This window comes from Pseudoduganella ginsengisoli, from assembly GCF_009720865.1.
Lineage (GTDB): Bacteria > Pseudomonadota > Gammaproteobacteria > Burkholderiales > Burkholderiaceae_D > Rugamonas > Rugamonas ginsengisoli.
Window position 1 is genome coordinate 185840 of record NZ_WNLA01000013.1, and the last position, 12319, is coordinate 198158.

At 60.9% G+C, this 12319-nt stretch carries 16 protein-coding genes; 5 read left to right on the forward strand and 11 right to left on the reverse strand.

From position 1 onward, the window contains the following. Nucleotides 1–106: 106 nt before the first annotated feature. The 3 genes from GM668_RS18955 to GM668_RS18965 all read right to left on the reverse strand — a co-directional run bounded on the left by GM668_RS18955 (nt 107) and on the right by GM668_RS18965 (nt 3057). Complete coding sequence (locus tag GM668_RS18955; RefSeq protein WP_155440512.1) at nt 107–298, reverse strand: CsbD family protein; 192 nt, start codon at nt 296–298, stop codon at nt 107–109. Between the two features lie 107 nt (nt 299–405). Continuing rightward, entirely contained in the window at nt 406–1023 is a 618-nt protein-coding gene (locus tag GM668_RS18960; protein WP_155440513.1) for a class I SAM-dependent methyltransferase, read from the reverse strand. Between the two features lie 12 nt (nt 1024–1035). After that, nucleotides 1036–3057 carry a M13 family metallopeptidase gene (locus GM668_RS18965; RefSeq protein ID WP_155440514.1) on the reverse strand — a complete coding sequence of 674 codons (2022 nt, stop codon included), beginning with the start codon at nt 3055–3057 and terminating at the stop codon, nt 1036–1038. 225 nt (nt 3058–3282) lie between these two features. Between GM668_RS18965 and GM668_RS18970 the strand changes: the two genes are divergently transcribed. Then, nucleotides 3283–4110, forward strand: a complete 828-nt coding sequence (locus GM668_RS18970) for an HDOD domain-containing protein (RefSeq protein ID WP_155440515.1) — start codon at nt 3283–3285, stop codon at nt 4108–4110. Nucleotides 4111–4319: 209 nt separating this feature from the next. Further along, nucleotides 4320–4601, forward strand: a complete 282-nt coding sequence (locus tag GM668_RS18975; RefSeq protein WP_155440516.1) for a flagellar protein FliT — start codon at nt 4320–4322, stop codon at nt 4599–4601. A 54-nt stretch (nt 4602–4655) separates the two neighbouring features. Here GM668_RS18975 and GM668_RS18980 read toward each other — a convergent pair whose 3' ends face one another. Then, the gene (locus GM668_RS18980; RefSeq protein WP_155440517.1) at nt 4656–6035 is read right to left on the reverse strand and encodes a type IV pilus assembly protein FimV; all 1380 of its coding nucleotides are present in this window, start codon (nt 6033–6035) and stop codon (nt 4656–4658) included. 125 nt (nt 6036–6160) lie between these two features. Between GM668_RS18980 and fumC the strand changes: the two genes are divergently transcribed. The 3 genes from fumC to GM668_RS18995 all read left to right on the forward strand — a co-directional run bounded on the left by fumC (nt 6161) and on the right by GM668_RS18995 (nt 8230). Then, a complete protein-coding gene (gene fumC / locus GM668_RS18985) occupies nt 6161–7555 on the forward strand; it encodes a class II fumarate hydratase (RefSeq protein WP_155440518.1) in 1395 nt (464 codons plus the stop codon). A gap of 46 nt (nt 7556–7601) precedes the next feature. Then, complete coding sequence (locus GM668_RS18990) at nt 7602–7829, forward strand: RNA-binding S4 domain-containing protein (RefSeq protein ID WP_155440519.1); 228 nt, start codon at nt 7602–7604, stop codon at nt 7827–7829. A gap of 113 nt (nt 7830–7942) precedes the next feature. Next, a complete protein-coding gene (locus GM668_RS18995; RefSeq protein ID WP_155440520.1) occupies nt 7943–8230 on the forward strand; it encodes a DUF883 domain-containing protein in 288 nt (95 codons plus the stop codon). Between the two features lie 13 nt (nt 8231–8243). Here the strand turns inward: GM668_RS18995 and GM668_RS19000 are convergent, their stop codons facing one another. From GM668_RS19000 to GM668_RS19025, 7 genes are all read right to left on the reverse strand, one after another. Further along, nucleotides 8244–8705 (reverse strand): DoxX family protein, encoded by a 462-nt coding sequence (locus GM668_RS19000; protein ID WP_155440521.1) that lies wholly within the window; start codon nt 8703–8705, stop codon nt 8244–8246. Beyond that, on the reverse strand, nt 8698–10374 hold the full coding sequence (bufB, locus tag GM668_RS19005) for an MNIO family bufferin maturase (protein WP_229499532.1): 1677 nt from the start codon (nt 10372–10374) through the stop codon (nt 8698–8700). The genes GM668_RS19000 and bufB overlap by 8 nt, the downstream gene beginning before the upstream one ends. Nucleotides 10375–10406: 32 nt before the next feature. Then, nucleotides 10407–10670, reverse strand: a complete 264-nt coding sequence (locus tag GM668_RS19010) for a BufA1 family periplasmic bufferin-type metallophore (protein ID WP_155440522.1) — start codon at nt 10668–10670, stop codon at nt 10407–10409. Nucleotides 10671–10865: 195 nt separating this feature from the next. Continuing rightward, entirely contained in the window at nt 10866–11042 is a 177-nt protein-coding gene (locus GM668_RS30585) for a hypothetical protein (RefSeq protein ID WP_170305706.1), read from the reverse strand. 174 nt (nt 11043–11216) lie between these two features. Further along, a complete protein-coding gene (locus GM668_RS19015) occupies nt 11217–11417 on the reverse strand; it encodes a YjfB family protein (protein WP_155440523.1) in 201 nt (66 codons plus the stop codon). 53 nt (nt 11418–11470) lie between these two features. Further along, on the reverse strand, nt 11471–11992 hold the full coding sequence (gene mobB / locus GM668_RS19020) for a molybdopterin-guanine dinucleotide biosynthesis protein B (protein ID WP_155440524.1): 522 nt from the start codon (nt 11990–11992) through the stop codon (nt 11471–11473). 20 nt (nt 11993–12012) lie between these two features. Next, nucleotides 12013–12319: general secretion pathway protein GspB (locus GM668_RS19025; protein ID WP_170305707.1), on the reverse strand; the 307-nt coding region annotated here is incomplete at its 5' end.

Here is a 12319-nt window from a genome sequence, read left to right on the forward strand (position 1 = left end):
AATTTCCGTGAATATATCAAATGACAATAATAATGAAAAGAAATATATACTTTCGAGCAATAAAAAACCCGGCCGCAGCCGGGTTTCTTCATGCGGGGAACGCCGATCAGCGGTTACCGCGGTCGATCGCATCCTTCACGGCTTCCTTGGCGTCGCCGACGCCTTTCTGCAGCTTGCCTTCAGACTGTTTCGACAAGCCCTTGGCTTGCTGTTCGGAACTGCCCACCAGCTCGCCGGTTTTCTGTTGCACTTTGCCGGCTACTTCCTTGGCTTTACCTTTAATCTGGTCCTTGTTCATGATGACCTCCTGAAAGTATGCACACGCCACATGGTGTGCCCAGGGAAATCATAGCCAGCGGGTATGTACGCTTCCGTACGGTGCTTAACACTGCTCCTTAACACTGCTCATTCACACTTGCGCCATACGCTGGCCAGCCATGGCTGCTGGTCGCGCGGCAAGCCGGGCGGACGGTAATAATGGTGCAGCGGCGCGAATCCTGCCGCCGTCACGAAACGCGCCCACGTGTCGTAGTCGTGGTAGCTGCCGTAGCGGGGGCCGTTCCACCCTTCCTGGTTGTTGCCACGGGGATTGGAGCTGAACAGCACGCCGCGCGGCTTCAGCGCAGCCTGCAAACGCTTCAACACATCCGGCAAGGCCGCAGTCGGCACGTGAAACAGCGAAGCATTGGCAAAAATGCCGTCGAATGTTTCCGGCGGCAGCCGCAGGCCGATGAAGTCTTGCTGCAGCACGTCACAGCCGCTGTATTCATGGGCCATGCGGACAAATTCCGCCGAACCGTCGAGGCCCGTGGCAATATGGCCCAGTTCTGTGAACCGCTTTAAATCGCGCCCCGGCCCGCATCCCAAGTCCAGGATGCGGAACGGCGGGGCGCCTTCAATGGCATCGAGCAGCGCCGCAATGTTCTGGCTCACATCATGGTCGCGCGTGCCTTCGAAAAATTGCTGCGCGCTGCGGTCGTAATGTGCCAGTGTGGTTTGCGTAATCTGCCCGATGTCGTCCATTGCCGTTTCCTTTTACCAGACGCGCACGCGGTCTTGCGGCGCCAGGTACAGTTGCTGGCCCTGCTGCACGTCAAATGCCTTATACCATGCGTCGAGGTTGCGCACCGTGTACGTGCGCCATTTTGCCGGGGCGTGGCCATCCGTCATGACCTGGCGGCGCAGCGCTGCATCGCGCACGAGGTTGCGCCAGCTGCGCGCATAGCCGATGAAGAAGTCGCGGTCCGGCACCGTGGGGTTGGCGGCCTTGAACGCATCATAGGCAGCCGCCAGGCCGGCCAGGTCGGACAGGTTTTCACTCAACGTCAACTGGCCATTGAGCGCCAGGTCCGGGAATGCTTGATAGGACGAGTATTGGGCCACCAGCGCTTGCGTGGCAGTCTTGAAGTGGGCCGCGTCATCCTTGGTCCACCAGTCGCGCAGCAAGCCTTTCGAATCGAACTGCGAACCCGTGTCATCGAAACTGTGGCTGATTTCATGGCCGATTACGGCGCCGATCGCGCCATAGTTGGCGGCGTCCGTGCCGTTCAAGTCAAAGAATGGCGGCTGCAAGATCGCGGCCGGGAAATTCAGCGCATTTTGCATCGGCAAATTCACGGCGTTAACCAGTTGCGGCGGCATGCACCATTCCTTGCGGTCCACCGGCTGATGCAGCTTGGCCAGCTGCTGCTGCGTGTACAGCTTTTCCGCACGCTCGGCATTGCCATATGCATCGTCGGCTTTCACGTCCAGATGCGCATACGACGTCCATTTCTCTGGGTAGCCAACGCCGACGTACAGCACGTCCAGCTTCGCGTGGGCTTCCTTGCGCGTGGCCGGGTCCATCCACGCCAGCTTGTCGATGCGCTGATGGAACGCCTTGACGATATTCTTGACCATGCCTTCCAGCTTGCTCTTGGCTTCCGGCGGGAAGTACTTGGCCACATACAGTTTGCCGACCGCATCAGGCATGCCTGCATTCACGGCAGCAAGGCCGCGCTTCCAGCGCACCGACAGTTGCGGCGTGCCGGACAAGGTGCGGCCATAGAAATCAAAGTACTGGTCAACAAACGCTTGCGGCAAATTGTTGGCGTGGTGGTTAATGGTGTGGAAGGCCAGGAAGTCTTTCCACGCATCGAGCGAACCTTCCTGCACTTGTTTGGCGGCGCCCGTCATGGCGGTCGGGTGCCACAGCATGAATTGCTTTTGGCCTTTCAAGCCGGCGCTGGCAAAGAACAGGTTCCAGTCCATGCCCGGCGCTTTCTTTGCGAAGTCTTGCAGCGACCACGTGTGGTTGGACTTTGCCATGTCGGCGGAATCTTCGCGCGTCGCGTGCGACAGCGCCAGCTTGCGCTCTAGGTCGAACACGCGGGCAGCGCGGGTTTCCGGATCGCTGAAGCCGGCCAGTTTAAACATGGCGGCAATGTGCGCCTGGTACGCCGTGCGCAGTTTGTGCATGCGCTCGCTGTCGTCCAGGTAATATGCGCGGTCCGGCATGCCGAGCCCGCCCTGCAGCAGGTACGGGACATTGTGTTTTGGATCATTCAAGCCTTGCGATACCCACAAGCCAAACAGGTTTTCCGTCTGGAAGTTGGTGGCATTCAGCGGGTCCACGTCGGCGCGGATGGTTTCGCCCAATGCGCGCGTCAATTCTTTCTTGTCGCGGATGGCGCGGATCTTGTCCAGCGCCGGCGTCAGCGGCGCCAGGCCGCGCGCTTCGATGGCGGTGTCATTCATAAACGCGCGGTAAAAATCGCCAACCTTTTTTGCTTCCGCATCCGGCGAACCGGCCGCCGCTTCCACCAGCTTGATGATGCGCTGGTTGGTTTCTTCCGCCAGTTGCGACATGCCGCCCCACGAACTGCGGTCATCCGGGATTTTCGTCGTGTTCAGCCATTCCGAATTGGCGTAGCTAAAGAAGTCGTCGCCGGGCAAGACTGCGGCGGCAGCGGGCGCGGCCGGCGGCGCAACGTTGTCGGCTGCGATGGCATGGGCGGCAACGAATTGCAGGGCGCCACACAGCGCGAGGCTGAGGGCGGTTTTGACTGGTGCATGCATGGGGTCGGTTCCTGTTATGTTTTTTAAAATTTGAGGCGTGGTACGCCAGCCTGCACTGTATTTCGTCTGGCATTTTGATGCGGGCACATTGCGACAAACTGCAAAAATCCCGGACAGGCTGCAGGAATCACGCCCTACGGTGCAGTACTGCAACAAAAAGCCCCTACAGAGGAAAAATTCGCTATATAGTTCATCTACAGCAACGCATTCTCATAGGAGACCTACATGAAACTTGAAGCGCTTTTCCAGAATCCCACCGCGTTGCCCACCGCACCCAAGGTCGTCGAGGAATTGATCGCCAGTTTTGACAAGGCCAGTGTCTCCACTGAAGAAGTTGCCAAAAAACTGTCAGCCGACCCGGTGTTGAGTGCCAAGCTGCTGCGGCTGGCCAACTCGGCGTATTACCACGTGTCGCGCAGTATCGGCACGGTGGAAGACGCCGTGCTGATGCTGGGCTTCGTGACGGTGCGGACGCTGGTCATCAGCTCTGGCCTGGTCAGCGGTTTCAAATCCGTGCCCGGCCTCGACTTGAAACAATTCTGGCGCTACAGCCTGTATACGGCGTGCGCAGCCAAATGGATTGCCAAGAAAACCAAGGAAAATACCGACCTGGCCTTCACCATCGGCATGATGCACGCGATCGGCCAGCTGGTGATTCATTCCGCCATGCCGGAACAGGCGATGCAACTGGGTAAAGTTGCCGGGCCACTGGATTCGCGCCGGCTCGATACGGAAAAACAATCGTTGGGCTATACGTATGCCGATGTCGGCGCCGAACTGGCGCGCCGCTGGAAATTCCCGGACGTGTTCGCGGAAACCATCGCCCACTACCCTGACCCGTTGAACGATGAAGACGCCACCCACCTGTGCGGCGTCATTCATTTGGCGTCGTGGCGCGCCCGTGTGGAAGAAAATGGATTGTCGGCCGAGGAAATCGCTGCCTGCTATCCAGAAGAACTGGCTGCCGAGCTGGGCTTGGCGCCCAATGCATTGCTGGACGACATGCCGCCGCCTAGCGAACTGAGCGCGGGCCTGGAAGAACTGATCAAATAAACAACTGCCCTCCCACCAGAAGCGCGGCCTTTGCCGCGCTTTTTTATTGCTTTTAGCGTTGGTGCCTGGCACCGAAGGGGGTGGGAATATTGCTGGTTTGACCACTTCTAAAAAATTTTCGATTTTTTTCAAAAAAACCCTAAAGTTCCCGGAAGGCATGACGTTAATCCAGACAAGCAGTAATCCATTTCCATTTTCCGGGATACGCCATGACCTCGAACGAAGTCCTCTCCATGTATGAAAACGTTGCTGGTTTGACCAGTAAAATGGTGATGGCTGCGCGCGCCAATGATTGGGAAAGCCTGGGCCGCCTGGAAAACCAGACTGCCGCCACCGTGGCCATGGTGACTGCCGGCGCAACGGTGCCTGCACAGCAAGGCGATGCCCGCGCCCGTAAAATTGCCCTGCTGAAGCAGATTCTTGCCAATGACCGCGCTGTGCGCGACGCAACGGATCCATGGATCGGCCAAGTGCCAGGCGTCTGCCAGTAAGTTCCGGATGCTCCAAATAAAAAGCGCCTGCGGGCGCTTTTTTTTATGTGCGGCTTATTCGCCGTCCTTGTCCAGCACAGGCTCTTGCGGCTCTGCCGGCAGCGCTTCCGCCGCTTCCTGCTTGTTGCGCTTCCAACGTTTCCAGAACATCAGCTTGTCTTTCGATGGCAACGTCAGCTTGTTCTTGCGCACCGCATAGACAAGGCCGCCTAGTACGGCCAAGGCCGCCACGACACCCAGCACGATTTGCGTGGTGGCGTTCAAGCCAGAGCGGCGCTTGCCGTTGCCATTGGCGCCATGGCCCGATGGCGGAATCACGGAACCGGCCGGATTCATTGGCGAACTGGCGGCCGGCGTGGACGCAGCCGGCGGCGCCGACGCGGCGGAAGCGGCAGACGCGGCGGAAGCGGCAGACGCGGCGGAAGCGCCAGACGCAGCCGATGCTGCCGACGCAGCCGAAGCAGCCGATGCAGCCGCAGACGCCGCCGGCGCCACAGATGCCGCCGGTACCGCAGGCATTGTTGCTGCCGGATGCGCCGCCGGCGCAGGCGCCGCCATCGCCGACTGCAATGCCTGCACCTTCCCTTCCAGGTCACGGATCTTGGCATTCAATTCCATATTTTTCTGGTCCAGCGCCACGCATTGCCTGGCCTGGCCAGCGCCTCCGGGCGCACAGGCCGCATGCGCCGGCGCGCTGCGCTGCGGCGTAGTGCGCAGCAAATCAGCGCCATATGCGGCGCGGCGCGTCAGCGCTTCCCGTTCCGCATTCGCCCTGGCGCGGGCGGCAATCAGCGCCGCCTCGGATGGCGCGAAACCCGGCAGCGCAGGGTCGGCGGTGTGCGCAGCGGAAACCGGCGCAGACGCCGGCGGCGCAATGTCCGCAGGCGGCGGCAACGGCGCCGGGTGCAATTGCGCTGCAGTGGGCGCTCTTGCAACAGGCGGCGCCGGCGCCATGGTGCTGGCCGCCGGTTCCGGCGCGCTGGCCACTTGCGCAGGCACAGGGCGTACCACGGGCGGACGCGGCGCACCGGGCGGCTCCGGCGTCAGCCACAAGGTAGCGGCGCGCACCGCGGCGCGGCTGCCCGTCCCCAGTTCCAGGTACAAGTGCACGACTTCCGTATCGATGGGCTGCAACGTGACGATATGCACGAACAGCCGCTGGTCCTTGCGCTGCACCGACATGCGCGCGCCCGCCAGCGCCGGGTGCATGCGCACATTGGCGCCCTGGTAAATATTGGCCCCCGCCATCCGTACCGGCACGCCTTCCGCCGCTTCTTCCGGCGACAGCATGACCAGTTCGATATCGGCTGTCAGCGGCTGGTTCAGGTAAGTACGCACCGCGATATCGCCCAGTTCCGCAGCAGCGGCAGGCCCCCCTGCCAGCATGGCGGCGGCAACGGCAATGGTTGAAAAACAGTGAAAGCGATGCTGCATAGCGTGTAAGTCGGCGGCACAAGATGTATGAGTCTTAACGGCAAGATTTCTCCAATAGTTAGCCCCGCGCTGGAAATTGACCACTGCGTTACACTTGCTGTTATACCAACCGTGTGGAGGCTGCCTTGAACACCCGATCCGAACAAGACAGTTTTGGCCCCATTGACGTGCCGGCCAACCGCCTGTGGGGCGCGCAAACCCAGCGCTCGCTGCACCACTTTGCGATTTCCACGGAACGCATGCCGGCCGGCCTCATCAATGCGCTGGCGCAAGTCAAACGCGCCGCCGCGCGCGTCAATGTCGACCTGGGCGTGCTGCCCGAAGCCAAAGCCAACGCCATCATGCAGGCCGCCGATGAAGTGCTGGCCGGGCAGCATGCGGACGAATTCCCGTTATCCGTGTGGCAGACCGGGTCCGGCACGCAGTCCAACATGAACATGAATGAAGTGCTGGCCAACCGGGGGTCCGAATTGATGGGCGGACCACGGGGCGAAGCGCGCCTGCTGCACCCGAACGATGACGTCAACAAAGGCCAGTCATCCAACGATATTTTTCCCACTGCCATGCACGTGGCGGCCGCATGGGCGATGGCGCGCGACGTCTTGCCCGCGCTGCGCGAATTGCGCGCCACCCTGGAAGCCAAAGCGCACGCCTTTGCCGATATCGTGAAAATCGGCCGCACGCATTTGCAGGATGCCACGCCGCTGACTTTGGGCCAGGAATTTTCCGGCTATGCGGCGCAACTCGATTACGCCGACCTGATGATCACGGCCGCCTTGCCCCCGGTGCTGGAACTGGCGGCCGGCGGCACTGCTGTCGGCACCGGCTTGAACGCCCATCCTGAATATGCCGCGCGCATGGCGCAGGAATTGGCCAGCCGCCTGCAATTGCCGTTCACCAGCGCGGACAATAAATTCGCCGCACTGGCTGGCCACGATGCGCTGGTGTTTGCCCACGGCGCACTGAAAACGCTGGCCACCGCATTAATGAAAATCGCCAACGACGTGCGCTGGATGGCGTCCGGTCCCCGCTCCGGCCTGGGTGAAATCACGATTCCGGAAAATGAGCCGGGCAGTTCCATCATGCCCGGCAAAGTCAATCCAACGCAGTGCGAAGCCATGACGATGCTGTGCTGCCAGGTGTTCGGCAATGACACCGCCATCACGGTGGGCGGCGCGTCCGGCAACTTTGAATTAAATGTCTACAAGCCGCTGATCATTCACAATTTCCTGCAAAGCGCCCGCTTGCTGGCTGACGGCATGCGCAGTTTCGACCACCATTGCGCGCAAGGCATCGCGCCCAATGCAGGCCGCATTGCGGAATTGATGGAGCGGTCGCTGATGCTGGTGGCTGCGCTGGCGCCCCATATCGGCTATGATCGCGCCGCGCAAATCGCAAAAAAAGCGCAGCATGAAGGTAAAACCCTGAAGGAAGCCGCCCTGGAACTGGGTTTCGTCACGGACGAACAGTTCGCACAATGGATCATTCCGCTCGACATGACCCGTCCCGCTGCGCGATAACACCTATTAAACCAGTAATCAACGCGTGACAGCGACTGAGGATAAAATGCAAAAAGTGAGTTTTGAATTGAACGGGGAGTTCGTCGAGCTGAACCAGCTCTTGAAATTGGCCGGCCTGTGCGACAGCGGCGGGGCTGGCAAAGTGCTGGTGGCCAGCGGCGCAGTGAAGGTCGACGGCAAGCAAGAGTTGCGCAAAACCGCCAAAATCCGCGCCGGCCAGCGCGTCACGATTGGTGATGTGCAAATCAGCGTGGTGGCGGAAGGCGCGGCATAAGCTGCAGCACAGGCGGATTTTCTTGCATTTGAGAAATATTCAGCTAAGCTGAAACTCAACACGGGGATGGCGGCAGCGCCATCCGGCACGCAAAGTTGTCTCGGGAGTACGCCATGGAATGCCCGGAAAATTCGCACACACAAGAGCGCCTCATCGGCGACTTACGGCAAGTCATCGAAAATGCAGAGGAATTGCTGAAGAATACCGATCACTATTCCAGCATCCTGTACCAAGGCGCGCGCGCCCGTTTGCTGCACGCGCTGCAAACGGCCACTGAAGAACTGGCCCGTTTTGAAGATGCGCAACTGACGCGGATGATCGCCGCCACCCATGCGGCCAATGTGCTGCACCATGACGTCACGGGCGAAGCCAAGATGATGCGGGCCTTCCTGACGGAATAGCGCGTGGAATAAATTAGCGCGCGCGGCGCGCCAGCCACGCATCGAGCGACAGCCGCCCCGGTCCCATCGCCACCACCGCCAGCAGCAAGGCGCCCCAATAAAAGTGGTCGTTTACGGCTGCCGGGCAGTCAAACTGGAATAACTGTGGATACGACAGCACTGCCATTGCATTGACGGCGCACAGCGCCAATGCGGCGGGCCGCGTCACCAGGCCGACAAACAGCAAGACCGGCAACACCAGCTCCCCCGTTGCGCCCATATACGCCGCCAGTTCCGGCGGCAATACCGGCGTCATGTATTCATAGCGGAACAAGTCCAGCGTCGCGCCCCAGTCGCTGACTTTCACCATGCCTGACTTCAGGAATTGCCAGCCGACGAACCAGCGGAACGCCACGCTGGCCAGCGAAACGCCCCAGTCCGATAAAACCGCATCGCAGCACGCAAGGCGCTGGTGCAGAGCCATCAATTTATTCATTTTTTGTCCCGTCGTGAATGGCGCCGGCTTCCAGCCAGCATTGCAGCTGGCCTGCCATGTCAAAGTCTTCGTCGATATCGAATGCCGCATCGAGCGCCGCGCCAAACGTGCCGCCGGCGCGCAAGACCGCCAGCGCCGCATAGGATGCGGCGGGCAGCGGCGTCACCGCGGTTTTCCAGCGGGGCCGCGCAACCATGCAGTAGCTTGGCAACGCCATGTGCTGCGGGAACGGAGGGCCATCGGGCTGGTGCGCCTGCCACAACGCCACCACATTGGTGGCCAGCGCCAGCGGCGTGCATGCGGGGTGCAGGCCCGGCGCCCACTGCTCAACCTCTTCCGGCGCCATGGCTGCCAGCACGGCAGCGGTGGCGGCCGGTGCATCGGGCGCGTAATGGGCGCGGTGCAACGCCCACTCCAGCGCCGCCATGTCCGGCAGATACGGTAAATCCGCCACATGGGGGAAGTCCGCCAGGAAGACGGCAAAGTGCGCGCCGAAACGGTTCAAGTCTCCACTGTCAGAAGGATGCGCGCGGCCATAGGCTTTGCTCAGTGCTTCAAAAAATTCATCGCCCACCAGTTGCGCAATCACGGGATACGCTGCCGCCAGCACCTTGTGCCACGTGGCGGACAGATTGCCCCGGTACAGCGCATAACGGTGCGCCAGCTGTGCGTGCGATGCCAGCGGCGCCAGTGCCTGCGGCGCCTGGGCGGGATCGAACAGGCCGGCGGCAAATGCCTGCTGGTGCTGCGCCAGTTCATCGCCGCAGCCTGCCGATAGCGCCGCCACGCGCGGACGCTCCGCCTCCGTGGCCCGAATCGGGCCACAAGCGCCCATCCGCATTCGGGCTTTGTCCGCCTCGCCCAGCAACACATCCAGCGCGGGAATATCCGTGTCCCATTCAATCAGCGTGGGCACAGCGCCAAAGCGCTGCAACGCCGCCTCGTACAACGCCCACACCGGCGCGGCCACCGTGTCGCCATGGTGGTCGATCACGGCTTGCGGCGTGACCAGGTGGCCCGCCAGGTGGATTTCACCTACCATGCCGGGCGCGATGGCCTGCAATGCGGCCAGCGCATCTTCGCCGTGGTTGCACTGGTTGACGTACAGGTTGTTTATGTCGAGCAGCAGGCCGCAGCCCGTGCGCCGCGCCAGTTCCGCCATGAATTCCGCTTCGCTCATGGCATCGTGGCGGAAACGCACATAGGTCGACACGTTCTCCAGCAAGATGGGGCGCTGCAGCGCATCTTGCACTTGCTGCACGCGCCCGCACATCAGCGCCAGCGCACTGTGATCGAGCGCCAGCGGCAGTAAATCGTTCACATGGTGCGCCTGCACGGCGCCCCAGCACAGGTGTTCGGACACCAGCGACGGCTCGATCGCCCGCACCAGTTCCCGCACACGCTGCAAGTGTTCCGTTGAAAAGCCCCGCGCCGATCCCAGTCCCAGGCCGACGCCATGCAAGCTGACGGGATAATCCTGCCGCAGCGATTGCAATACGTGCCAGTCCCAGCCCGCGCGGTCCAGGTAATTTTCGGTGTGCACTTCGAGCCAGCCCGTTGCCGGGCGCTGCTCGATGAATTGCCGGTAATGGGGCGCCCGCAGTCCGACTCCCACGCCGAGCGATACCGTATCGCTGGCCATGCAGGGGTGGCGGTGCTCATCTGGCATAGCGGGCTCCATGCATTACCGGGGAATGGGAATTACTTGGCTGGCGGGGTGGTTTTGCCGCCGGCTTTTTCGCACGTGCCCTTGGCAACGAACTTCCATTCAGCGGCGCCATTGTCTTCCTTGGACTGGCCTGCGCACGAGTGCGCGCCATTCGCAGCAGCGCAGTCGTTCTGGCCGGCCTTGGCGATGCCATAGCATTTTTCCTTGTCGCCTTTCGGTGCATCCGCAGCGGACGCTGCGCCGGCAGCGCATACGGTAACCAGGGCGGCGGCGATCAGGGCTTGGCGTTTGTTCATGGTGAATCTCCTCAGGTAGATTAAAAAATGACAGCGCAGAAGTCTGCAGCTGTACCGTAGTCGCGCCAGGGCAGCGCAACCTTACAACTATTTTTAATTTTTTTTCGATCGGGTGAAAAAAAAAGCCCGGTACTGATGCCCGGGCTTTATTTCACGTCAGCGCTCAGAGCGCAGTCTGGCGGCTACGCCAAACAATTACACTGCGGCTTTACGTGCTTTTTTGTGCGACTTCTTGTGCGACACCTTCTTGTGCGATGCTTTCTTCGCTGGGGCGTGCGCTGCTGCTTCAGGAGCTGGAGCAGCAGGAGCCTGGGCGAAGGCAGAACCCATCGCGAAAGTGGCGGCAACTACGGCGGCAATCAGTTTTTTCATGGTCGTTCCCTTTTAATTTAGTCATCCTGGGTGCAGGGCCTTTAGGCCGGGCATCCACGTTTCAGAATTACGTAAGAAGTCTTACGTCCTGCATTAACGCACAACACCTACAATCTGTTGACGCATTCTATGGTGCGGATTCAGGGAACGCAACTGGAGCAACACTGAAGGTGCTCAAGCCGTCGTATTGATGCGTGTGCCGAGGTTGGGTGGCAAATTGGAAGCCTTGGGTACAGGCGGAATCGCTTCAACCAGCGCCTGGGCGCTGGAAGCCTGTACTTCCTGGGCTTTCTTTTCCACAGCGATGGCGACATCCTGTTTGATGCCGGTATCGGCAATCGTTGTCGCTGTTCGTGCAATTCCGCTAACGTCCATGGCATCCTCCCAATCAGGCTTATCCCTAAATTACGGATGCTTTTCGCCAGACTTTAGGGCGCTGCACGATTTTTTTTCAGCCAGCCATCAAGCCAGTCCAGCACGGATTCACGGGCATTCAAATCCAGCCAGGCCACGCCGGGCGCCACGTCGGCGGGACGGGGCTGGTCGGACGCCACCGCGACAATATACGGGTCATGCGGATACAGCGGCGGGCGCCCCGCTTCGGGACGGAAGACTTCCAGCTTGTCAAAGGCAAAACTTTTAAATCCTTCGACCAGCGTCATGTCGGCCGGCGCCATCCGCGCCAGCTGCTCATCCAGCGTGGGTTCCGACGCGCCGCGCAATTCCTGGATGATGGCAAAGCGGTAAGGCGACGCCACCATCACTTCGTGGGCGCCCGCCATGCGCAGGCGCGCGGAATCCTTGCGGGGCGGTTCCAGTTCCAGGTCGTGATGGCTATGTTTGATGACATTGACCCGTATGCCCTGCCCCGCCAGTTGCGTGACCAGGTATTCCAGCAGCGTGGTTTTGCCGCTGCCGGACGTGCCGACGATGCCAATTACGGGTTGCATTGCAATCCTTCGAAAACAGGTTAATAAGGAACGCGGTACCGGTAGCCCCGGAACGTGAACACCGCGCCTTTGGGCATCAGCCGCTCCAGCACCAGGCCCGGCGCCACTTCATCGCCTTCGCGCCGCAGCGATTTGTCGATCAACACCATGCGGTCCGCCGGATTTTTCGAATACATGTAGCCGCTCATGGCGACAGCCGGCAAGATGCGCTGGATAGGTTCCGGCAAGTCGCGGGCCATCGGGATGGATTCGTCTGGCGGCTCCGGCGGCGCGGCCGGCTTGGCCGCCACTGCGGGCGCTGGCTGCGCAGGCGCAGGCTGGGCCGCC

Coding starts and splice junctions, on each gene's coding strand:
- mobB (WP_155440524.1), bottom strand. CDS start 11,992: ATGCAACCCGTAATTGGCATCGTCGGCACGTCCGGCAGCGGCAAAACC.
- GM668_RS18975 (WP_155440516.1), top strand. CDS start 4,320: ATGACCTCGAACGAAGTCCTCTCCATGTATGAAAACGTTGCTGGTTTG.
- GM668_RS18980 (WP_155440517.1), bottom strand. CDS start 6,035: ATGCAGCATCGCTTTCACTGTTTTTCAACCATTGCCGTTGCCGCCGCC.
- GM668_RS18990 (WP_155440519.1), top strand. CDS start 7,602: ATGCAAAAAGTGAGTTTTGAATTGAACGGGGAGTTCGTCGAGCTGAAC.
- GM668_RS19010 (WP_155440522.1), bottom strand. CDS start 10,670: ATGAACAAACGCCAAGCCCTGATCGCCGCCGCCCTGGTTACCGTATGC.
- GM668_RS18995 (WP_155440520.1), top strand. CDS start 7,943: ATGGAATGCCCGGAAAATTCGCACACACAAGAGCGCCTCATCGGCGAC.
- GM668_RS18970 (WP_155440515.1), top strand. CDS start 3,283: ATGAAACTTGAAGCGCTTTTCCAGAATCCCACCGCGTTGCCCACCGCA.
- GM668_RS18960 (WP_155440513.1), bottom strand. CDS start 1,023: ATGGACGACATCGGGCAGATTACGCAAACCACACTGGCACATTACGAC.
- bufB (WP_229499532.1), bottom strand. CDS start 10,374: ATGCCAGATGAGCACCGCCACCCCTGCATGGCCAGCGATACGGTATCG.
- GM668_RS18965 (WP_155440514.1), bottom strand. CDS start 3,057: ATGCATGCACCAGTCAAAACCGCCCTCAGCCTCGCGCTGTGTGGCGCC.
- GM668_RS18955 (WP_155440512.1), bottom strand. CDS start 298: ATGAACAAGGACCAGATTAAAGGTAAAGCCAAGGAAGTAGCCGGCAAA.
- GM668_RS19015 (WP_155440523.1), bottom strand. CDS start 11,417: ATGGACGTTAGCGGAATTGCACGAACAGCGACAACGATTGCCGATACC.
- GM668_RS19000 (WP_155440521.1), bottom strand. CDS start 8,705: ATGAATAAATTGATGGCTCTGCACCAGCGCCTTGCGTGCTGCGATGCG.
- GM668_RS30585 (WP_170305706.1), bottom strand. CDS start 11,042: ATGAAAAAACTGATTGCCGCCGTAGTTGCCGCCACTTTCGCGATGGGT.